Annotated in this window: 18 protein-coding genes; 10 read left to right on the forward strand and 8 right to left on the reverse strand. The window is 52.6% G+C overall.

The genetic code is table 11. From position 1 onward, the window contains the following. Positions 1-3: 3 nt before the first annotated feature. The 3 genes from QET40_RS12435 to QET40_RS12445 all read right to left on the reverse strand — a co-directional run bounded on the left by QET40_RS12435 (position 4) and on the right by QET40_RS12445 (position 5,010). The gene (locus QET40_RS12435; protein ID WP_280127495.1) at positions 4-1,725 is read right to left on the reverse strand and encodes a SulP family inorganic anion transporter; all 1,722 of its coding nucleotides are present in this window, start codon (positions 1,723-1,725) and stop codon (positions 4-6) included. 99 nt (positions 1,726-1,824) lie between these two features. Further along, positions 1,825-3,261 carry an argininosuccinate lyase gene (argH, locus tag QET40_RS12440; protein WP_280127496.1) on the reverse strand — a complete coding sequence of 479 codons (1,437 nt, stop codon included), beginning with the start codon at positions 3,259-3,261 and terminating at the stop codon, positions 1,825-1,827. Between the two features lie 147 nt (positions 3,262-3,408). Beyond that, a complete protein-coding gene (locus QET40_RS12445) occupies positions 3,409-5,010 on the reverse strand; it encodes a glycoside hydrolase family 27 protein (RefSeq protein ID WP_280127497.1) in 1,602 nt (533 codons plus the stop codon). A gap of 141 nt (positions 5,011-5,151) precedes the next feature. Between QET40_RS12445 and QET40_RS12450 the strand changes: the two genes are divergently transcribed. From QET40_RS12450 to QET40_RS12495, 10 genes are all read left to right on the forward strand, one after another. After that, positions 5,152-5,619, forward strand: a complete 468-nt coding sequence (locus tag QET40_RS12450) for a glucosaminidase domain-containing protein (RefSeq protein ID WP_280127498.1) — start codon at positions 5,152-5,154, stop codon at positions 5,617-5,619. A 106-nt stretch (positions 5,620-5,725) separates the two neighbouring features. Beyond that, positions 5,726-7,939, forward strand: a complete 2,214-nt coding sequence (locus QET40_RS12455; RefSeq protein ID WP_280127499.1) for a VacB/RNase II family 3'-5' exoribonuclease — start codon at positions 5,726-5,728, stop codon at positions 7,937-7,939. A gap of 63 nt (positions 7,940-8,002) precedes the next feature. Continuing rightward, complete coding sequence (locus tag QET40_RS12460; protein WP_280127500.1) at positions 8,003-8,626, forward strand: prepilin-type N-terminal cleavage/methylation domain-containing protein; 624 nt, start codon at positions 8,003-8,005, stop codon at positions 8,624-8,626. A gap of 90 nt (positions 8,627-8,716) precedes the next feature. Next, positions 8,717-10,030 (forward strand): sialate O-acetylesterase, encoded by a 1,314-nt coding sequence (locus QET40_RS12465; RefSeq protein ID WP_280127501.1) that lies wholly within the window; start codon positions 8,717-8,719, stop codon positions 10,028-10,030. A gap of 133 nt (positions 10,031-10,163) precedes the next feature. Beyond that, positions 10,164-12,989: an alanine--tRNA ligase gene (alaS, locus tag QET40_RS12470; protein ID WP_280127502.1), complete on the forward strand. Its 2,826-nt coding sequence runs from the start codon at positions 10,164-10,166 to the stop codon at positions 12,987-12,989. An 85-nt stretch (positions 12,990-13,074) separates the two neighbouring features. Continuing rightward, positions 13,075-13,911, forward strand: a complete 837-nt coding sequence (pssA, locus tag QET40_RS12475; protein WP_280127503.1) for a CDP-diacylglycerol--serine O-phosphatidyltransferase — start codon at positions 13,075-13,077, stop codon at positions 13,909-13,911. Positions 13,912-13,983: 72 nt separating this feature from the next. Then, complete coding sequence (aroB, locus tag QET40_RS12480) at positions 13,984-15,135, forward strand: 3-dehydroquinate synthase (protein ID WP_280127504.1); 1,152 nt, start codon at positions 13,984-13,986, stop codon at positions 15,133-15,135. Positions 15,136-15,179: 44 nt separating this feature from the next. Next, positions 15,180-15,929, forward strand: a complete 750-nt coding sequence (locus tag QET40_RS12485) for a L,D-transpeptidase family protein (protein WP_280127505.1) — start codon at positions 15,180-15,182, stop codon at positions 15,927-15,929. 68 nt (positions 15,930-15,997) lie between these two features. After that, entirely contained in the window at positions 15,998-16,861 is an 864-nt protein-coding gene (locus QET40_RS12490) for an acyl-ACP thioesterase domain-containing protein (protein WP_280127506.1), read from the forward strand. 39 nt (positions 16,862-16,900) lie between these two features. Further along, positions 16,901-17,695, forward strand: coding sequence for an ATP-binding cassette domain-containing protein (locus QET40_RS12495; RefSeq protein WP_280127507.1), 795 nt, complete (start codon positions 16,901-16,903; stop codon positions 17,693-17,695). 41 nt (positions 17,696-17,736) lie between these two features. Here the strand turns inward: QET40_RS12495 and QET40_RS12500 are convergent, their stop codons facing one another. The 5 genes from QET40_RS12500 to QET40_RS12515 form a co-directional block, all read right to left on the reverse strand. Continuing rightward, complete coding sequence (locus QET40_RS12500) at positions 17,737-18,255, reverse strand: hypothetical protein (RefSeq protein WP_280127508.1); 519 nt, start codon at positions 18,253-18,255, stop codon at positions 17,737-17,739. Next, positions 18,252-18,740, reverse strand: coding sequence for an acyltransferase family protein (locus QET40_RS12570; protein ID WP_345783077.1), 489 nt, complete (start codon positions 18,738-18,740; stop codon positions 18,252-18,254). The genes QET40_RS12500 and QET40_RS12570 overlap by 4 nt, the downstream gene beginning before the upstream one ends. Positions 18,741-18,755: 15 nt before the next feature. Next, positions 18,756-19,301 (reverse strand): glycosyltransferase family 4 protein, encoded by a 546-nt coding sequence (locus QET40_RS12505; protein ID WP_280127509.1) that lies wholly within the window; start codon positions 19,299-19,301, stop codon positions 18,756-18,758. A 5-nt stretch (positions 19,302-19,306) separates the two neighbouring features. Next, positions 19,307-20,422 (reverse strand): UDP-galactopyranose mutase, encoded by a 1,116-nt coding sequence (locus tag QET40_RS12510; RefSeq protein ID WP_280127510.1) that lies wholly within the window; start codon positions 20,420-20,422, stop codon positions 19,307-19,309. Next, positions 20,422-21,472 (reverse strand): glycosyltransferase (locus tag QET40_RS12515; protein WP_280127511.1); only part of this gene is annotated, 1,051 nt, incomplete at its 5' end. The genes QET40_RS12515 and QET40_RS12510, both read right to left, overlap by 1 nt.

Genomic DNA, 21,472 nt, shown 5'->3' on the forward strand with positions numbered 1-21,472 from the left:
GAATCAGCCTTCCTCCCTTTTGCGAAACTCCCCGACAGGTTCTTCATGAACGGGATCCGGAAGTTCGTCAAGAATGGCATTGGCCCGTACAAGGGCGGCATCGATATTGGAGCAGATATTATAGCTCTTCAGACGGCGATAGAACGGGGCATGACGGATGACATCCAAAGGCTGTGTCTGGACACCGCACAGAAGGAGGACGATTCGCCTTTCCCGGCAACGCTGGAAGAAGTCTCCGAGCACATTCAGCCCCGTTGCATCAAGAGCCGGAACAAGCCTCATGCGGAGGATGACAATTTTGATGTCGTGATCAAGGGAACCCAGTACCTGTTCCTTGAATTGATCGACTGCGCCGAAGAAGAAAGGCCCCTGGATATCGAACACCTCCACTTGAGGCGGCACCGTCTTCTTTTCAATGGAACGTGAATCATCCTCGGGATCATCGGCACCAAAGGTAATCTGTCCCGTAATCGGGCAGACATTGCTGATCTGGGCCATGCGGCCGATAAAGAGCAAAGCGGCCAGAACCACCCCCACTTCCACGGCAACGACCAAATCCACCAGCACGGTCAAAGCAAACGTGATCACCAGAACGGCGGCATCGGGCCGCGGGCCGCGGGCCAGGCGGGCAAATACATGAATCTCGCTCATATTGTAGCAGACCACGGACAAAATACCCGCCAATACCGCAAAGGGAATCATCTTGGCGTATTGGGAAAACGCCATGAGGATCGCCAGAAGAACCAGGGCATGGATCATACCGGCAACAGGAGTCTTCGCTCCCGATTTGACATTAGTAGCCGTACGGGCAATCGCTCCCGTTGCGGGAATACCCATGAAGAGAGCGGAACCGATGTTGCCAATTCCCTGAGCCACTAGTTCCGCATTAGGTTTATGACGAGTACTGGTCATTCCGTCCGCAACGGATGCGCTCAGCAATGATTCAATAGCCGCCAGCAAGGCAATTGTAAACGCCGGCATCACGAGCCCCTGCAGGGACGCCCATTCCATGGAAGGAAGAGAAGGCATGGGCAGGGCATTGGGAAGACTGGGAAAACGATCCCCAATCGTCTCAACCGGCAGGGAACATACGAGCGACACACCGGTCATAACAAGCATCGCTATCAACATCGCCGGTAATTTGGAACTCAGCCGCTTGCAAATAAGGATCACCGCTACCGTACCGACGCATAGAGCCAAAGCCGCCCAATTGACCGTACCGGCATATTGCAGGTAGCATGCCCACTTTTCAATGAAACCGCCGGGAATTTCCCCGGGAATACTCAGTCCCAGCATATCCTTAACCTGGGTTGAGAAAATCACCATGGCAATCCCGGACGTAAAACCGGTCGTCACCGGAAATGGAATGAACCGGATCAAAGCTCCCATGCGGCATACTCCCATGATGATCAGGAAAACACCGGCCATCAGCGTGCAGATCAGCAACCCGCCAACTCCGTAACTGGCTACAATTCCCATGATGATGACGACAAAGGCGCCCGTAGGCCCGCCAATCTGGAAACGGCTTCCCCCGAACAGGGAAATCAGGAACCCCGCGACAATGGCAGTAATCAAACCCTTGGCAGGGTCCATGCCGCAAGCAATGGCGAATGCCATCGCCAGGGGCAGTGCGACAACGCCAACGGTCAGACCGGCAAAAAGATCGGCAAGAAACGTCTTCTTGTCATAGGTCTTGAGACAGGAGAGAATAACAGGCTTAAGCATTGCAGGAAAAAGTAAAAAAAACGCGGAGGCGGCAAATTAGACCGCCCCCGCATTTCCTTCAAGTCATAAATCCGGGAGGAAACCGAAAAAATTCGATGCTCAGGCAAATTTCTGTTCCCAATAAGCAATCCTGCGTGCCGTATGCTCAGGATTGGGAGCTCCCGGGTTCTTTCTCAGGGAAAAGGCACGCTCCAATTGGAAGACATCGCGGGCATCGGCTCCATACGCTTCGGAAATGGACGCGAACTGTTCGTCGGTCAACCGGTTCAGGGGCGTTCCGGAAGCAACGCTCATGGCCACGGCTTTGCCGACCAATTCGTGGGCTTGACGAAAAGGCACTCCCTTGCGGACAAGGTAGTCGGCCAAATCGGTTGCCAGCAGCATCGGATCGGAAGCAGCCTGCATGGCACGTTCACGGTTGAAGATGAGTCCGGAGACCATTTCGGCGTTGACGTCCAAGGCCAGTTCTACCGTATCGATCGAATCGAAAAGGGGTTCCTTGTCTTCCTGCAGGTCCCGGTTATACGTCAGAGGAAGCCCCTTGACGGCCACCATGACAGAGGTCAGGTTCCCGTAGAGGCGTCCCGTTTTACCGCGAGTCAGTTCACACACATCAGGATTCTTTTTCTGCGGCATGAGGGAAGAGCCGGTCGTATGGGCATCATCCAAGGTAATGAAGCCGAACTCGGACGAACACCAGAGGATCATATCCTCGCTCATGCGGGATAGATGCGTGCCGATTAGGGCCAAGTCAAAAAGGAATTCCATGATATAGTCCCTGTCGGCAATGGCATCCATGGAATTTTGGGTCACGCCGTTAAAGCCGAGCTCCTGAGCAATCGATTCACGGTCAAGGCAGATCGTCGATCCGGCAATAGCACCGGAACCGAGAGGGGAAACATTCAGGCGTTCACGGCAGGACTCCAGACGTTCCACATCGCGGTCAAACATTTCTACATAGGCAAGCAAATGGTGACCAAATGTAACGGGCTGGGCACGCTGAAGATGGGTATAGCCGGGCATCATGTCATCGGCATATTCACGGGCTTTGGCCAGCAGAGCCCGTTGCAAGCCGCGTACCTTGCCGATAACGGACGTTACGGCATCGCGACAGTAAAGGCGCGTATCCGTGGCAACCTGATCATTGCGAGAACGGGCGGTATGCAGCTTGGCGCCGGGAGCTCCGATGCGGCGGGTCAACTCGCTCTCAATGTTCATGTGAACATCTTCAAGCTCCTGGCTCCACGTAAAATGACCCGCTTCGATATCAGACAAAATCCCTTCCAGCCCGGATTGAATCGCGGCAAATTCATCCTCCGTCAGCAATCCGGCCTTCAACTGGGCTCGGGCATGAGCGATGGATCCGGCAATATCATGCCTGTACAATCTCCAATCATAGGATACGGATTCTCCATAGCGGAGAACTAAATCGGCGGTGGGTTGAGAAAATCGGCCTTTCCACATAACGAAACGATTTGTGCCGTAAATCCTCTCCGCAGAAAAGATAAAAAACGTCTTCATGGGAGAAGTCTTCATGCCGCCTGTCACCCTTCCCGGCTATCCCGCAAGGAACACAACTCCCGACTGCCTCTTATTCCCCCCTGCCCGCATTGCCGAACCGGCGAACCGCTTCACTCGCAGCCCGCCGGTTTGTTGACGAGGAAATTCCCGAGATCGGAGAACTCACTTGGCAGCCTTGAACCGGAACATCGTGACTCCGTGTGGATTCAATTCCACGGCAATCTTTCCTTCGGCCTTGCCGACGGACTCGCGTTTCCACAAATCGCGCACATGCTGAGGGCCCTTGAGTCCCAAGGATGACAAATCGACCGTACAAACAGCTTTTTCATTGCCGGTATTGAAAAATCCGGCAGCCAGCGTACCGTCCTCCAATTCCTTCGTCCATACCTGAAACGGTCCTTCGCTCCATGCCTTCGCAGCCGGTTTTGCGGCAGGATCCTGATTAACGGCAATGATCTCATCGTTGGTTATCAAGCCCATCGTAAAATCATCGATGTTCTCCAAATCACATGAGATAATCAGAGGAGCCGACAACAGGCACCACAGAGACACCTGCAAATATTCCTCATCGGGAGTCAGTCCCGTTTGTTTAAATGTCACATTGGGGCGGTTGGGCTGACCGATTTTCCCAATCTGGAGCATGTCCGGATCATTCCAATGGCCGGGTCGCGTATATTTCTGCCACTTGTCCTGGGAAAAACCAATCCGGGAAATACTCCCCCAATTATCCTGGATATCACCGGTCGTTCTCCAGAGGTTGGAGTGAACGCTAAGTCCTTCCATGTTTTCAAACGGAGCGGCATTGGAAAGACTCAGGACAATGTCGCGCCCGGAAGCTCTCAGATCCTTGTCGATACGTTTCGTTGTCGGCACGTCGTTGGGATTCCAGTCTACTTTTACGTAATCGAATCCCCATCGGGCCCACTGTTTGGCATCTTTGTCGAACATCCATACCGGTCCCACACGATCCACCTTTTGCTTGTGCAAACCGGGATAACGACCAAAGATCTGTCCTTCCTGCAACCAGTCTTTCTCCGGAAGGGCAAGCCCCGTAAAGTCCGCCTTGGCGTTGGGAGCGCTCCCTCCGGTAAATCCGGCATAAGTACCCATCCACGGGGAAGAATAGATGCCGACTTTCAGACCCAAACCATGCAAAGTGTCGCACATGGCCTTCATGTCACGGAATTTTTTATTGGGTTGGATCGCAAACAAATCCCCCCCTCGCCGACCTTGCCAGCAGTCGTCGATATTCACATAACTCCAACCGTGTTCAACAAGCCCCTTATCATGGAACAACCGGGCTACTTTTTCAATGGCATCCTGGCTAACCGCTTCACTGTATGAATACCAGCTATTCCATCCCATAGGAGGAGTCAGGCAAAGGTCTTCCCCGACCTTAATAGTCACCGTACCTTCAGTACGCCCGGCAGCATTCTCAGCTACAATACGGACAGGATAGGAACCCGCTCGCGCCACCCTTCCGGATATTACACCGGATTCGCTTATTTTCAATCCATTAGGCAATCCATGAGCTACAATTTTCATGGGACGTTCTCCGGAAACAGCAACCTTATACAACATCTCGGATCCCGGCCTTGCTCCATACACTTTGGCACCATTCAAAGAAGGAGCCGCAGCAATAGGAGGAGAGAGACGCTGCCCAGAAACGGGAGCCGGGTAAACGGAGGGAAATTGCCCCTCCTGGCCATGGGCCATGCCAAGGGCGGTCGTTACAAGGATAAGGGGTGTCAATTTGATTTTCATGAGGGGAATCTCGAATGCGTTTTTCCTGGGCATAGATTGCTCTTCTACGAGTTGCAAAGTACGGAATTTACGGGAGTCTGTCCCGGCCCATTTCAAAAAAAAAGCTTGTTATGCGTCACCAATTTTCATACAAGCCCGGCCATGCCTTTCAGAATCATAGCTTTATGCGTATTTCTGACGACATTCTGTTTTGCTGATGCGATTACTGATATTCGTCCCGCCATCCACGAAACCGCAAACAAATACGCGGTGGATCCGGTCCTGATGGAAGCTATCATCAGATTTGAAACCAACCATGGGAAATCCAATGCCTACCGCAAAAAAAACAATGTGGCCGGCATTATGGACGGTCGTGGACTGAAACGCTTCCACGACATTGACGAAAGCATCGACTCCCTCGGATACATCCTCAAAGTGTATCAACAAAAGGGGCTTGTCAGTATTGCCAGGATCAGCCGTCGATACGCTCCCAACGTCAGCAGCAAGTGGACATCGCACGTTACCGGACTCATGAAAATGATCGAACGCGGAAAATGGGGTGATGTCAATAGCATGCCCCTGCCCAATTCCAGACAGGAACTCGCAGCCAAAGGCCGGGACGAAGAATAATTGCCTTCGCCTCCTCCCCGGACATATTTTCTTTCCGGGAATCTCCTCGTTATGTCCGGGAAAATTACGTGGCGGTTTCCGGCTTTTGTGCTAATCTAGGTTTCGTATGAACGGAAACCTCCGGGCACAAGTGCTCGAACTAATGGGGCGAGCGGACTATGAACCGCTCAATAAATCGGAATTATCCCGGAAGCTGGACTTGCAAGGCAGTGACAGATCATCTCTCCGCATCCTCATGGACGAATTGGAGCGAGACCATTCTGTCGTCCGTCTGAAAAAAGGCCGTTTTGCCCTGAAAGTCGTCAACCATGATCTGGTCACCGGACGTATCAGGCGCTTAAAATCCGGAAAATGCCTCTTCATCCCCGACAAGGGCGATGCCGTTGCCCGTGAATACGGATGGGATACGGAATCCATCCCGGAAATCATCATCCAGCCCAATCGTTTGAATACGGCCATGGACGGAGACCGTGTCGCAGTTTCCCTGCAGCGTTCCCTCCCCAAAGGATGGAAAAAACATCGCAAGGGACGTCCCTCCAGCCTGGAAGAATTCCAGATCAAAGTCCGCGTCGAGAATATCCTGGCACGCAGGACACAGGTCTGGGTGGGAAACTTCAGGCCGACCCGCTCCTTCGGCAAGGTCTTCGGAGACGGCATCTCGTCACCGGAATACATTGAGTTGACGGAGAAACCGAAACAGCCCATCGAATCCGGCATGCTGGTTACAGTTTCACCCGTCTCATGGGGAGAAGGCAGAATTCCGTCCCGCGGTACCGTTCTGGAGGTTCTGGGCTATCCGAAAGACCCTCATGTGGATATGGAAGCCGTCATCCGCAAATACCAGCTCCCTCGCCAGTTCCCGCAGGATGTCATCCACAATACCGAGGAACTGACTGAAGATCTCGACCAACAGGAACTGGCTCGGAGAGAAGACTGGACGGACCGCCCCGTCATGACTATTGACCCCGAAGGAGCCCGCGACTTCGACGATGCCATCCACGTCACCCGCGATGCAGACGGATGGGAACTAGCCGTCCACATCGCAGACGTTTCCCATTACGTTGCCATCGGTTCCCCTTTGGACGAAGAGGCCATGAAGAGAGGAAACTCCACCTACCTCCCCGACAGGGTTATTCCCATGCTCCCCCCACGCCTGTGCGATGATTTGTGCAGTCTTAGAGCAGGCGTCATCCGCCTGACCAAGGTCTGCGTCATGCGCTTCAACACCAAGGGAGAACGTATTAAAACGAAATTCGCGGACGCCTATATCCGCAACGAACGGCAAATGACCTACCCCGAAGCCTATCAACTCATGAACGGCAAGGGAAAAGACGATTTAAGCCGCATGCTGAAGGACGCATGGGATCTTGCTTCCCTGCTCCGCCGCAAGCGTTTTGCAAACGGAGCTCTGGATCTGGATTTCCCCGAAGTACGCGTTCTGCTGGATGCCCAGGGTAAAGCCGTCAAAATCGTCTCGGAAGAATATGACGAAAGCCACCAGATGATTGAAGAATGCATGCTGGCAGCCAACGAAGCCGTAGCCGAAGCTCTGAAAAACAAAAACCGTCCCACGATCTACCGTGTCCATGAGGATCCGGACGAAGCCAAGCTCAATGCTTTCGGTGAACTCTGCAAAGTCTACGGGCACACGGTTCATGATCTGACGAATAAGAAAAACCTGATGACCCTGCTAGCCTCCATCAAGGGATCTCCCGACGAGCAAATCATGAAAATATCCCTGCTCAAAAGCTTGATGAGGGCCCGATACGACACATCGCCTCTGGGACACTACGGACTTTCCAAGACCAATTACTGCCATTTCACCAGCCCCATTCGCCGGTACGCCGACCTGGTTGTCCATCGTTCCCTGAACGCCTTGCTTGATAACCCTCCCGCCAATGCCTCACGCGGAGCCGGTTCCGTTGCCAGGCTCCAGGAAATCGCGGATCATATTTCCGACACGGAACGCGTCTCTGCCTCGGCCGAAAAGGAATCCAACATGATCAAGCTCATGGAATGGCTGGAAGAACAGACTCACGCCCAAACTCCCGAAGTCCACAGGGCCATCATTTCGGAAGTACGCCATTTCGGACTCCTCGTGGAAATCCCCCGCCTGCAGATCAAGGGGCTTGTCAAGCCGGACTCCTTCCCCAAAGGCAACTGGAGATACGAGAGTTTTGCAGACCGTTGGTCACGCTCGAAAGGAAGTTCCCTCCAGCCAGGACGCATCCTGCCGGTCATCCCCGTCAAAGTCGACCGGGACAAACAGTGGGTGGACTTCGCCGTCGTCAGAAATCTCTTCGAAAAGGAGGATCAATAAAATTTGTTCCGATAAGCCTTTCGTCTTGCTCTGAAAGCCAAATTGATTACTCTTGATAGAAATATGAAACTCTCCCCCATATCACTGCGCAGGAAAGGATTCACCCTCGTTGAATTGCTGGTTGTCATTTCCATCATCGTCGCCTTGGCCGGTGTTGCATTCGTCACCGCTCAGAAGGCGATGAATACAGCTCGCGAACGCCAGTCCCAAAAAGATTGCGCCGACCTTGCTCTGGCCATCAACAATTTTATCGCCGACCATCAGGGCGTACTGCCGGTCGATTCCGTCGTGCGCATGGACAAGGACAAATGCATCACGACAAGCGTCGAGGATCCCTCCCGCCTGATCACCATCCTGATCGACCGCGAGAAAGGCCCCGAATTGGACCGCGTCAACCGTACCCGCAAAAAATACGTCAGCGGAGCCATCGTCGACAATCCGAAAGGCGGCATTTTCATGAATGGCAGAGATGCAGGGCTGTACGATCCATGGGGCAAACCCTACTATGTCGTGCTTGATGCCGATGGAGACGAAGAAATCCAGGATCCGACCAGCAAGAAAGAACGCCCGATCTTCTCTCGCGTGATCGTGTACGGTACCGGACCCGACGGCATGGGAAGCCAGCTTGACCATAAGATCCTCGAACCCGAATTCACGGAAGACAACGTTTACTCCTGGAAGAAGTAATTCTTCCGCCTATAATGCATCTCCTCTCTCCGGCACTGCAAAAATCCTCGGGTTTTTGCAGTGCCTTTTTCTCATTAATCCTCAGATATCATGAATTTCGCAAGATTCCCGCGTTATTTTTCCTCCCTGGCTCTTCTGGCAATGATGGGATTTTCCCACCATGCCCAGTCCGCCCCAACACCGCTAACCGACATTAATTACATTCCATCCGTCGGACAATCTCTCTCTGTCGGTTGGACGGCCAATCCTGTCGTTTCAACAGAGCAACCGTTTAAGAACATCATGTTCGCAGGCGGCGTTCGCCCCTACGAAACCGGTAACGACAAAAGCCGCTTCGTGCCTCTGGTAGAAAGTACTTCGCCTCCCAACGGCCCCAGAGGAGAAACGCCCGTCTCCGGCGCCGCAGAATTTTTCATTCGTTTTCTCAAAATCAGCAACTCTCCATTGGCAGGAAAAACTCAGATTCTTGGTGCAGCCAATGGAATCGGCGGAGTCAGCATCACGGCACTCGTCAAGGGCACAGGCCCCTATCAAAATATTCTGGATGACCTGGAGCAAGGTAAGAAACTTGCCGGCATGGAAAAGAAGACCTTCTCCATGCCCGGTTTTATCTGGACGCAAGGAGAAACGGACCAGCAGGATAAAAAGGAAAAGGATTGGTACAAACAACAGATGACCACCCTGATCCGGGATCTCAACCAAGACGCCAAAAAAATCACCGGGCAAAAGAACGATTTGTACTGCTTCGGCTATCAGGTCGGTTCCCATTTGAACTACCATGCCCAAAACCCGACCGACTACGCGACAATCGCCATTGCACAACTTGAACTGGCTCTGGATCCGGAGAGCCGCTACATCATGACAACCCCCATGTACCATCTGACATACAGCGACGGAGTTCACTTGACGGCGCCCATGTCCAAGTTGTACGGAGCCCATATCGGATACGTCATAAAACAAGTGCTGGCCGACGGGAAAAAATGGCTTCCTATCCACCCCGTCTCCCATAAAATCGTCAAACGCGGTACGCAGTGGGCGATTTACGTGAAATTCCATACTCCTGTTGCACCTCTCGTCCTGGATACCGAAACCATTTCCGATCCCGGCAACTACGGATTCTCCCTCATCGGCGAAGACGGCACGGAAAAAACAATTTCTTCCGTAGAAGTAACCAGCCCCGGCGTCATCTGTATCACGACAGCGGACAACCCGTCCAAAGCACATATCAGATATGGCATGACTCTGAATGCCAAACTTCCCTCCGGACCCCGGACAGGCGCCCGGGGTTGTCTGCGGGACTCCCAGGGCAACACGGTAACAGCAACCATAGATGGGGAAAACCACCGCCTCGACAACTGGTGCCCCTTCTTCGACTATGATTTAGCCGGGAAAAACAACCACTGATCCTCATAAACCCTCCCGTTCAAAGAACGGCTGCGACGCAACCTTTCTCCCCCAACGGCAAGGTATACACAGAATTTGCGATTTACTATCATCACGATACAGGCATAATCGCGCAGCCAATTTTCACCCCGCCATGATGACCGCAGCCGAAATACGTCAAAGCTTCCTCAATTTCTTCCAGGAAAAACAACACACGATCGTCCCTTCTGCCTCCCTGATGCCGCAGAGTCCCGGTTTGCTGTTCACCAACGCGGGAATGAACCAGTTCGTCCCCTACTTCCTCGGCGTATGGACTCCTCCGTGGAATCCCGCCCGTGCGACGGATACCCAGAAATGCATCCGTGCCGGAGGAAAACACAACGACTTGGAAGATGTCGGCTATGACACGTACCACCACACCTTCTTTGAAATGCTCGGCAACTGGTCCTTCGGCGACTACTTCAAAAAAGAAGCCATCCACTGGAGTTGGGAACTCGTCGTAGAACGCTGGGGCTTCCCCGCAGAACGCCTCTATGCCACCGTATATTGCCCGGACAAAAGTAAAAACGATCCCGGAGAATTCGACCAGGAGGCCTGGGATGTCTGGGCGGAACTCTTCCGCGCCCGCGGTCTCGACCCGGATGTGCACATCGTCAACGGCAATGTCAAAGACAACTTCTGGATGATGGGGGAAACCGGTCCCTGCGGTCCCTGCTCCGAACTGCATGTCGATCTCACCCCACAGGGAGACACGATGGGCAAGCTCGTCAACGGTGACTCCGACAAGTGCATCGAAATCTGGAACCTCGTCTTCATCCAGTACAACGCTGAAAGCGACGGTACCTTCCGCGACCTCCCCGCCCGCCACATCGACACCGGCATGGGCTTCGAACGCGCCTGTTCCATTATCCAGTGCACGGACGGCTTTAAAGATTTTTCCCGCCGTATCTCCAATTACGCCACAGACGTATTCCGTCCCCTGTTCGACGCGATCGAACGCCTTTCCGGCAAAACCTACACAGACGTTTACCCCTCCGGCGCCGGCAAAGGTCAGCAAATGGACGATACGCTCAAGGAAGCTATCGCCTTCCGAGTCATCGCCGACCACATCCGCACCCTCAGTTTCTCCATTGCCGACGGCATCCTTCCCGGCAACAACGGCCGCAACTACGTCCTCCGCCGCATCCTCCGCCGCGCCGTCCGGTATGGACGAACACTCGGATTCACCCGCCCCTTCCTGGCTGAGCTCGTAGACACACTCGTGGAATCTTTCGGGACCACATTCCCGGAACTCAATACCCGTCGCGACACGATTAAAGATGTCCTCCTGCGCGAAGAAACCAGCTTCAACGAAACGCTGGACCGCGGATTGGAACTCTTCGAAGCCGAAGCCGCCACGTCCGGCAAAATCAGCGGAGACTTCGCCTTCAAGCTTTACGACACCTTCGGTTTCCCGATCGACCTCACGGCTCTCATCGCCGAAGAACGAGGCCTGGCCCTCGACAGCGCCCGCTTCGACCAGCTCATGCAAGAACAGCGCGAACGTGCTCGCGCCGCACGCAAAAACGAAATCGTCCGGGCTCTCGATCTCAAAACGGATGCCGTCACCGACTTCATCGGCTATGGCTGCGACGAATGCACAGCCACCGTCACCCGGATCGTCCCGCAGGACAACACCCTCTTCGTCATCACCGACAAAAGCCCGTTCTACGCTGAAATGGGGGGCCAGGTTTCCGATACCGGCCTCATCGTCATCGGAGGCGACAGCCACCCCGTCCTCGCCGTCCAGCAAATCGGACAGGCCCGCGCCCACGTCATCGACAAAACACCGGATCTTGACCTGAAGGAAGGAGACCAAGTACGCCTCATTCTCGATACGGAACGCCGCCGGAAAATCGAGGCCAATCATACGGCCACGCACCTTCTGCACAAGGCTCTGCATGAAATCGTCAGCACGGATGCAGCCCAGCAGGGGTCCTTCGTCTCGGAAGAACGCCTTCGCTTCGACTTCAACAGCGCCGCGCTCACACACGACCAAATCAAGGCCATCGAAGCCCGCGTCAACGGCTGGATCTCCTCCGGACTCACCGTCCATGGTACGGAACACGCCTACTCCGACGTCAAGAACAACAAGGCCATTACCCAGTTCTTCGGCGACAAATACGGCGACGTTGTCCGCGTCATTCAAGTCGGCGGGGAAGAAGACGCACTCAACGGCATCAGCATGGAATTCTGCGGCGGAACCCACATCGACAACACCAAAAACATCGGCCTCTTCAAAATCAAGAGCGAAGGTGCCATCGCCTCCGGAGTACGGCGCATCGAAGCCATGACAGGAGATGCCGCCGTCGCCGCCATCAAGGAACACGTCGCCGCCAAAGCACGGGAATTCTACACCTTCTACGAAAAAACCATAGAAGCCAACGGCAAGCTTGCCGACATGGGCCTCGAACAGTTTGCACTACCCAAGCTCGACGACAGACCCGCCATGAAGGCCTTGGCTTCCCGCGACATCGACGAAATCAACCTCCGCCTCGACCAGTTCGCCCAGGCTGTCGAACACATGAAGGAAATCGCCCTCGACGCTGAGAAAAAAGTCAAGAAAGCCCACGCCGCCGCCGCCGCCGGCCATGCAGACAAACTCCTCAACGAACTCCTCTCCTCCCACACGGACACGATCGTCATATCCGAAACCGGGTCGGGAGAAATGCTTCAGGAACTTCTCAACGGCCTCAAAAAAAGACAATATCCCGGCGCCGCCTTCATCATCATTGATGATGATTCCACCTTGCTATTGGGCTCCTATTGCGGCACGATAGCACAAGAGAAAGGCCTCCAGGCCGGCAAACTCCTCCAAGCCCTGGCTGCCATGGCCGGCGGCAAAGGAGGAGGACGAGCAGACCAGGCTCGCGGATCGGCTCCGGACAGGACAGCCCGTCAAACCCTTGCCGATGCCGCCGCCAAGGCCATGGTTCTCTAACAGCACCACCTCCTCTGCGGGAGGGGCAAACTCTTCCCTCCCGGGGAAAGCACCCCTTCCCGCCTATCAAAAACCTTCTGAAGCCATGCAAAAGCCCATCGTACCGGACGAGCCCAAGATTCCCCTCCTGCCGAATCTTTTCACCGCGGGCAACCTCCTCTGCGGATTCTTCGCCATCATGACCATCCTCCAGGGGATGATCGCCGGCACCCAGAACTCCACCTACCAGTTCCAGGCCGCCTACGAATCCTACCAGCAGGCCACCTACTTCATCTTTGCCTCCTGCATCTTCGACCTCCTCGACGGGCGCGTAGCCCGCATGAGCGGTCAGGAAGGCCCCTTCGGCCGGGAATTCGACTCCCTCGCCGACATCGTCTCCTTCGGTATCGCACCCGCCCTGCTCCTCTCCAAAGCCGTCCTCTTCAGCATCCCGCAACCCTGGATCGGCTGGGGCATTGCCGCCCTCTACCTCCTCTGCGCCGGGCTGCGCCTCGCACGGTTCAACTGCATGGCCGCCTCCCCCAAAAAGGAAGGACAAACGTCCGACTTCATCGGATTGCCCGTACCCATGGCCGCCGGAGCCATCGTCTCCACGATGTATCTCATCATCCACCTGTACCGCACGGAAATCGACCTCGGATTCTGGAAATACCTCCTCGCCATCATCATGGTCGGCATCTCCATCCTCATGATGAGCCGCGTCATGTACCCCAGCTTCAAGCACATCAACTTCACCACCAAAGGCACGATGACGGCCATCGCCGTCCTTGCCTTTGCCGGGATCGCCCTGTTCTGCTTCCCCTGGGTCATGCCGGCCATCCTCTTCTGCATCTACCTCCTCTACGGACTCATCCGCCCCTGGGTAGCCAAGCGCTGGCAAGCCATTCTGGAAGCCCGTGACCTGACGGACCGGGACGAATAACAGCCTGGGCGACCTGATCCCCCACCCACCCGCAGATTCCTTTCGCGGCCCCCCTCGTAAAAGACAAGGAGCATGCTTGCCCTTGTAACACCTTCGCGTTACAAGAAAGCCATGCCCACAGTTTCTCTATCCCTGGGAGAACGCTCCTACAACATCCACATCGACAACGGCAACCTGGACCGGGTCGGGGAATTCGCTTTCCGTGCCGGCCTCTCCGGCAAAATCGCCATCATCACCGAAACCCGCGTCTCCGGGTACTACGCCGATCGCGTCAAGACCTCCCTGGAAAGCACCGGCTTCATCGTCAGCCAGCACACCGTTCCCGCCGGGGAGTCTTCCAAGAGCCTGGAATGTGTCCGGAAACTCTGTTCGGAACTCGTCCGCGCCGGGCATGACCGCAGCAGTTCCATCGCAGCCCTTGGCGGAGGCGTCATCGGAGACCTTGCCGGCTTCGTCGCATCCATCTACTACCGCGGCATCCCCTTCATCCAGATCCCCACGACCATTGTCGCCCAGTCCGATAGCTCCACCGGAGGCAAAACAGCCGTCAACATCCCCGAAGGTAAAAACCTCATCGGCACATTCCACCAGCCCGCCGTCGTTGTCATCGACCCCACCACCCTCGTCACCATGGACACCCGCGCCCTCGCGGAAGGCATGGCCGAAGTCATCAAGCACGCCGCCATCCGGGACGCCTCCATGCTCCCGGAACTCCGCGAAATAGGCCCGGAAATCTCCATCGGCTTCTCTCTGAATACCATCGAACGCCTGCCCGACCTCATCGCGCGCAACGTCGCCATCAAAGCCCGCATCGTCGAAGAAGACGAACGGGAAACCCGGGACGTACGCGCCCTCCTCAACTTCGGACACACCATCGGCCACGGTATCGAAGCCTCCCTTCCCTACGGTGAAATCTTCCACGGTGAAGCCGTCGCCCTCGGCATGCGCGCCGCCCTGTACCTCAGCGTTCAAAAAGCCGGCCTTCCTCCGGCGGACGTACGTTCCATCATGAACGTCATCCGGGCCATGGACCTCCCCACCGTCCTCCCCAAGGGACTCGACACCGAGACCATCATGGAAAAAATCGCCAAGGACAAAAAATTCCGCAACGGCTCCATCAAATTCATCCTCCTCTCCCAGGCAGGCCAAGCCTTCGTCTCCCACGACATCACCGTCGACGACATGCAGGAAGCCGTCGAAGAACTCCGCCGCCCCCTCGCCTGAAAAACGCGCCGTCTCTCCCCTCCCCGTCCTCATCCATCCCGGCCATGAAACGCCTGTTCGCCCTTGTCCTCCTCAGCACCGCCCTGATACTAGGTACCGGAAGCGCCCGAGCCTCCGCACTGCCCGCCAACTGCAGCCAAGCCATCGTCGGCTCCACCAACGGCTGGAACGACTCCCATGTCCAGCTCAGCCTCCTCGAAAAACGCGACGGCCAATGGACCCTCGTCAAAGGCCCATTCCCCGGCCGCCTTGGCAAAAACGGCTCCGTCTGGGGACTCGGCCTCACCATGCCCGGACATGGGCAAACCGCTAAAAAAGAAGGAGACCTCCGCTCCCCCGCCGGAGTCTTCCTCCTCGGCGACGCCTACGGTACCGTGCGCACCCCCGACAAACACCGCAGCCTCACCTATCGCCGCGTCACCCCCTCCGACCTCTGGGTAGACGACCCCGCCTCCCCGGATTACAATCGGCACATCATCCTCAAACGTCCGGCCAGTACCCCCTGGGAACTCCAGCAGCAGATGAAGCTCAACGACTACCACCACAGCCTCAAACTCTTCATCCGCCACAACTCCGACGAAACGCCCGGACGCCCCGTCCCCGGCGCCGGCTCCTCCATCTTCTTTCATATCTGGCGCGGTAACGGAGCCATCCCCACCGCCGGTTGCACCACCATGTCCGAAGAAAACCTCCGGGCCCTCATCCGCTGGATCGATCCCGCCAAAACCCCCGTCTACATCCTCCTCCCCTCACGGGAATACATGAAACTCCGCACCCCCTGGGGACTGCCATAACACAAAGCCCCATCCCCCCCACCCGGATCCCTCCGGGACGAGGCCGGCCCCCGACACCCACCCGCATCATGGACAAATACACCCAGCAACTGCGCGTCCGCACCGACGAATGCGGAGCCGACTGCCGCCTCCATCCCGCCGCCATCCTCCGGTGGATCCAGGACATCGCCGAAGATCACGCCTCATCCCAAGGTTTCGGTTACCAATTCTGCTGCCGGCACAGACTCGCCTGGGTCGAATTCCGCCTCGCCATCCGCATCCACCGGCTCCCCGAGTGGAAGCAAACCCTCGATGCCGCCACTTGGACCTACCCTGCCAGCCCCCTCATCGCCTACCGCGAATTCATCATCAGCGACACAGACGGCTCCCCCCTCATCGAAGCCACCTGCCAGTGGGTTCTCATCGACGCCCGCCGCCGTCGTCCCGTCGCGTTAAAAAAACACATCTCCCACTTCCCCGAAGTCCCGCAAGGCTCTTCTTCCCCCCTCGTCCCCATCGACGAAAAACGACTCTCCCTCAAATCCCACGGAACCAACAAAACAACCGACGGCACCCCGGACTCCGCGTCCGATGCCGCCCCCTGCCCCGTCCCATCGGGCAACACCGCCATCCCCACCCGGCACTTCCATGCCGAACGCAGCCTCGTCGACTTCAACCGCCACATCAACAACTCCGCCTACCTCATCTGGGCGCTCGACACCATCCCCGACTCCTGGATCGCCGGCAAACGCCCCGCCGAAATCTTCATCGCCTTCAACAAAGAAACCCTCCCCGGCGAAGACCTCCGTTCCCTCCTGCAACTCGACGATTCCGACCCGGCCCCCACCAGCCGGCACTCCATCCTCGGCAGCGACGGTTGCGCCCGCGCTACCCTCTCCATCCGTTGGGAACCCGCCCCGGATGCCCCGGATATCCCCTCTCCGGAAGCCTAACCTCCTTCCGTTCCCTCCCTGCCTCTCGTCCCTGCCACCATGTCCTTCCTCGAAGTACAAGACATCCACGTCCACTTCCCCGGCAAAAAAAACTTCCTCACCGGCAAAGCCGCCCCTCCCGTCTGCGCCGTCAACGGAGTCAGCCTCGCCGTCGAACAAGGGGAAATCCTCGGTCTCGTCGGAGAATCCGGCTGTGGCAAATCCACCCTCTCCCGCACCATCATGCAGCTCCAGCGCCCCACCGCCGGAGCCGTCATCCTCCAGGGAGAAAACCTCACCGTCCTGCCCAACAAAACTATCCGCAAGCGGCGGCTCGACTTCCAGATGATCTTCCAGGATCCCTACGCCTCCCTCAACCCGCGCTACACCATCTACTCCACCCTTGCCGAAGCCATCCGCCAGCGCCGTCCCCTCGGTACAGCCCAACTTCGCGACGCCGTCACAACCCTCATGGAAAAAGTCGGCCTCGACCCCCGCTACATGCAAAAATACCCGCATGAATTCTCCGGCGGCCAACGCCAACGCATCGCCATCGCCCGGGCTCTTGCCCCCGAACCCAAACTCATCATCGCCGACGAACCCGTCTCCGCCCTCGACGTCTCCATTCAGTCGCAAATCCTCAACCTCCTCACCAACCTCGCGCGCGATCTGAATCTCACCATGATCTTCATCTCGCACGACCTCTCCGTCGTCCGCTACATCTCCGACAACATCGCCGTCATGCGCCAAGGCACCATCGTCGAATACGGCCCCGCCGACACCATCTTCACCTCCCCCACCCATCCCTACACCCAAAACCTCCTGACCGCCATCCCCCACCTGCCCAGGGGATAGCACAGACAGGAATCCAAATCCTTAAGTGACTGTGTCTGCCCTTAAAATCGAAAAACTTTTTCTTTTATCCAGGCCGTCACATATGAGCCCACAAACAAAAGGGGTACAATAGCCAAGAAGTAAATGCCAAACTGGGATTGATTCTCGTAATACCTACTCTTGAATACGGGGTATAACAGAGCATCAAACACATAACAGCACAAATACATATCGAGAGAAACCTTGGAAATACTCTCCAGTCCTACGCGCAACCAATTTGTGTTTGTATGCCATTTGTAGCAAATCAGGAAGAAAAGGATGGCGATCATGCTTCCAAAAACTCCGGCAGAATCTCCGGTAATTTGTATCATGGTATGATTCTTAATAAAAATAGTGTTGAAAACTGGGTTAATCAGACAAATTCCAAAAATAGCCACTCCCCCCCATATTTTCGATATGGCAGGCTGGTATTCCCGAATATAAGAACCGGCAACATAGAAAAACAATGGAAAACAAGTTGCCCAGAAACCGGGAACCAAGTGCATGCCGTAACGGTTCATAAGATAGGGCAGGGCCGTCATGAGAAATAAGGAGCCCAGCAAGATGAGTTTTTGTCAGGAATATGGCGGTAAAGAATGTTAAGAAAGGGGACCAGTAAAAAGAGACCTATCCACATTTCAATATACCATCCGTACGGGATGGCAGAGAATGAAAGTATTTGATGCCCCCATTCCGTCCATGAGTATCCTTCTCCCAAACCATATTTTCGGAATAAAATGGTGATGATGGAAAAGAGCAGATAAGAAGCTATGACTCGAATTCCTCCCTTGTAATATCGCAGAGTGGCTTCTTTTCCGGAATTCAGGTACCCAGTCAATAGAAGGAAAAGAGGAACTCCCATGCCGAAGAAGAATTTCATGGTTCCCTGAATGAACATGGATGGGCCTTCAAAAATAGCGTTCTGGAATCCCGTATTCATGGAAAAATGCCCTGCTATCACAAACAGGATAGCGCAAGAACGGATAAGATCCAGACCGGAAAGGCGGGGGGTAGAATGGGCAATCATATGGAGAGGTTAGGACTAGATGTTTTTCAGTATTTCCAATAAATTACGTTCAAATGCACTGGCCGAATAGTACTGAACAAAACGAGCGTAGCCTCGCTCTCCCATATCATGGGCTAATTGAGGGTTCTCTATTAATTTTCTCATCGCATCAGCCAGTGCAACTGGATCATTCTCGGGAATGAGAAGGCCATTATCTCCATCTGTAACCATATCCGGAATGGCTCCGATTGGTGTGGAAATAATAGGGAGAGAATGTTGCATCGCTTCCAACAAAACCAAGGGAAAACAATCGTTCAAGGTTGGGTGAACGAATGCATTAGCTTCATTAAATATAACATCTTTTTCAGTACCATATTTGATACCATGGTAAATAACATATTCGTCTAATCTCCTATTAATTATTTCTTTCAAAAAATCTTTCTTTGAAATTTCCGCCGTTTCTGACCCTACAAAATGCACACAAAAAGAAACATTTTTTTCCATTAAACTCTGACATGCATCTAATAAAATAATAGCCCCTTTTGAAATATTCAAATTAGCAACACTAAGAAAATAAAACATAATAATCAATAATTAAATAATAATTTCAACAAATTTTCCGCATGGTAGATTGAATTTTTTATTACAGCGTCCATATCCATATATAAATATTGCCCCAATCTACCAATAAATGTCACATTCGGATAATTTTTCTTCAATGATTCATACTTATTTAATAAAATAATATCCAACGGCATACGCTTAGGATAAAATCGATCGTCATACCGAGTAGCTTCCTTACTAAATTCACGCATTATAAGAGATTTCTCATAATTCTCCCATGGCGTAAAATACTTATGTTCATGCATTCTCGTCCACGGTATTTCTAATTCCGTATAATTAATGCACGCATTTCCCTGCAAATCACCAATTCCACGTTCTAATTCAAACGTTACAGTACGATATCCTAATTCACCAAACGAATAATCAAAAAATTCGTCCAATGGGCCAGAGAAAAAACAGTGATCATACTTGTCTAGCATATCTTTTTCAAAAGAACATCCTGTTTCTACTGTGATTAAATCATGTTGAAGCATACGCTCAACAAACCTTGTATATCCAGATACAGGAAACCCTTGATATTTCGAAAAATAATAATTATCATCATAATTAAAACGTATTGGTATTCGCTTGATAATCTCCGCAGAAAGATCGCATGGAGCTACCCCCCATTGTTTCGTCGTATAACCTAAGAAAAAAGCTTCATAAATTTCACGACCAACAAATCGGAGTAACTGTTCCTCTGCATTTTGAGGATCATGAATGCTAATATCTTGCTTACTTTGAATGAATTCTCTAGCTTTTACAGGAGAGAGAGTCATACCAAACAACTGATTAATAGTATGAAGATTAATAGGCATCGAAAAAACGCCATGCCTATTAATGGCTTTCACACGATTGATCCATGGATAAAATGCATCAAAGCGGTTTACAAAATCCCATATTTTTTCATCGCTTGTATGAAAAATATGAGGACCAAAACGATGAATCATAATGCCCGTCTCTTCATCTCGCGACGCATAACACATACCAGCAATATGATGGCGCCTCTCTATAAGATGACAACCAACGCCACTGTCAGCCAAAACTCGAGCAACCGTAGCCCCAGCCAAACCAGCCCCAACAATCAATACTTTATTCATTATTTACTTATTTTTTTAATTTTAAAAACTATAGACAATATAGGATGAATCATGGTCAGAAATATATTGAAAAAAATAGGAAATCTAAATACCATATAAGCCAATTTCTGCTCCAAACCATAATTTTTAAAAACAAGAAATTCATTTAACAAACAAGTTTTATTTTTTTGAGGAGGACAAGGCCTATATAGACGAAATATATCCTCTCTGCATTTATAAGAATAATTCCATATATGTCTTTTAATTTCAACCCCATATCCAAAAAACGCACGATTGAGAATAGCTTCACATGATTTCATATCTTCTACCATAATAGATAATGCAAAATCTTTCATTTCATCAAACATTTGCATTGCACTTATTGTCTTATTCTTTGTCCAATTCCCATGAGATGCAGAATTCCGATTAATATAATATCTATAAAACACAATATTTATATATTTTATTTTTTTTGCGAAGAATGTTGCTTTCCAAACAAAATCAGTATCTTCAAAAACAACTCCTTCTCGAAATAATAGGCCATTCTGACGAAGAAATTCTAAACGGTAAATGTATGGCCAAGACTGACTCGGAATACTCTGCGAACATAAATACTCTGTTCCTGTCATAACATCACTTTTATTTTTATAATAATAAATTTCTCCCGAATCATTTGTAGTATATCCACCATGCAATATATCAAGAGAATATTGAAAATTATTTAATACATTATATATTAATAATAAACTATCAGATAGTATTTCATCATCACCATCCAAATACATCAAATAAAGCCCACGCGATTCTTTAATTCCAGTATTACGAACAGCACCTATACCTCTATTAAATTCATGAAATACAATTCTTAAATTTCCCTTAGTTTTACTATATTCTTGCACTATATTAACGACATTATCGGGAGATTGATCATCAATACAAATTACTTCGAAAGATTCTTCATTTAAATTTTGTTTATAGATACTTTCCAAACATCTCTCAATAACAAATTCTTGTCGATAAATCGGTATGACAATTGATAAAATAGTACGAGAAAGTGTATGTGTAGAGGGG

The organism is Akkermansia sp. N21169 (assembly GCF_029854675.1).
In the GTDB taxonomy this organism is placed as follows: domain Bacteria; phylum Verrucomicrobiota; class Verrucomicrobiia; order Verrucomicrobiales; family Akkermansiaceae; genus Akkermansia.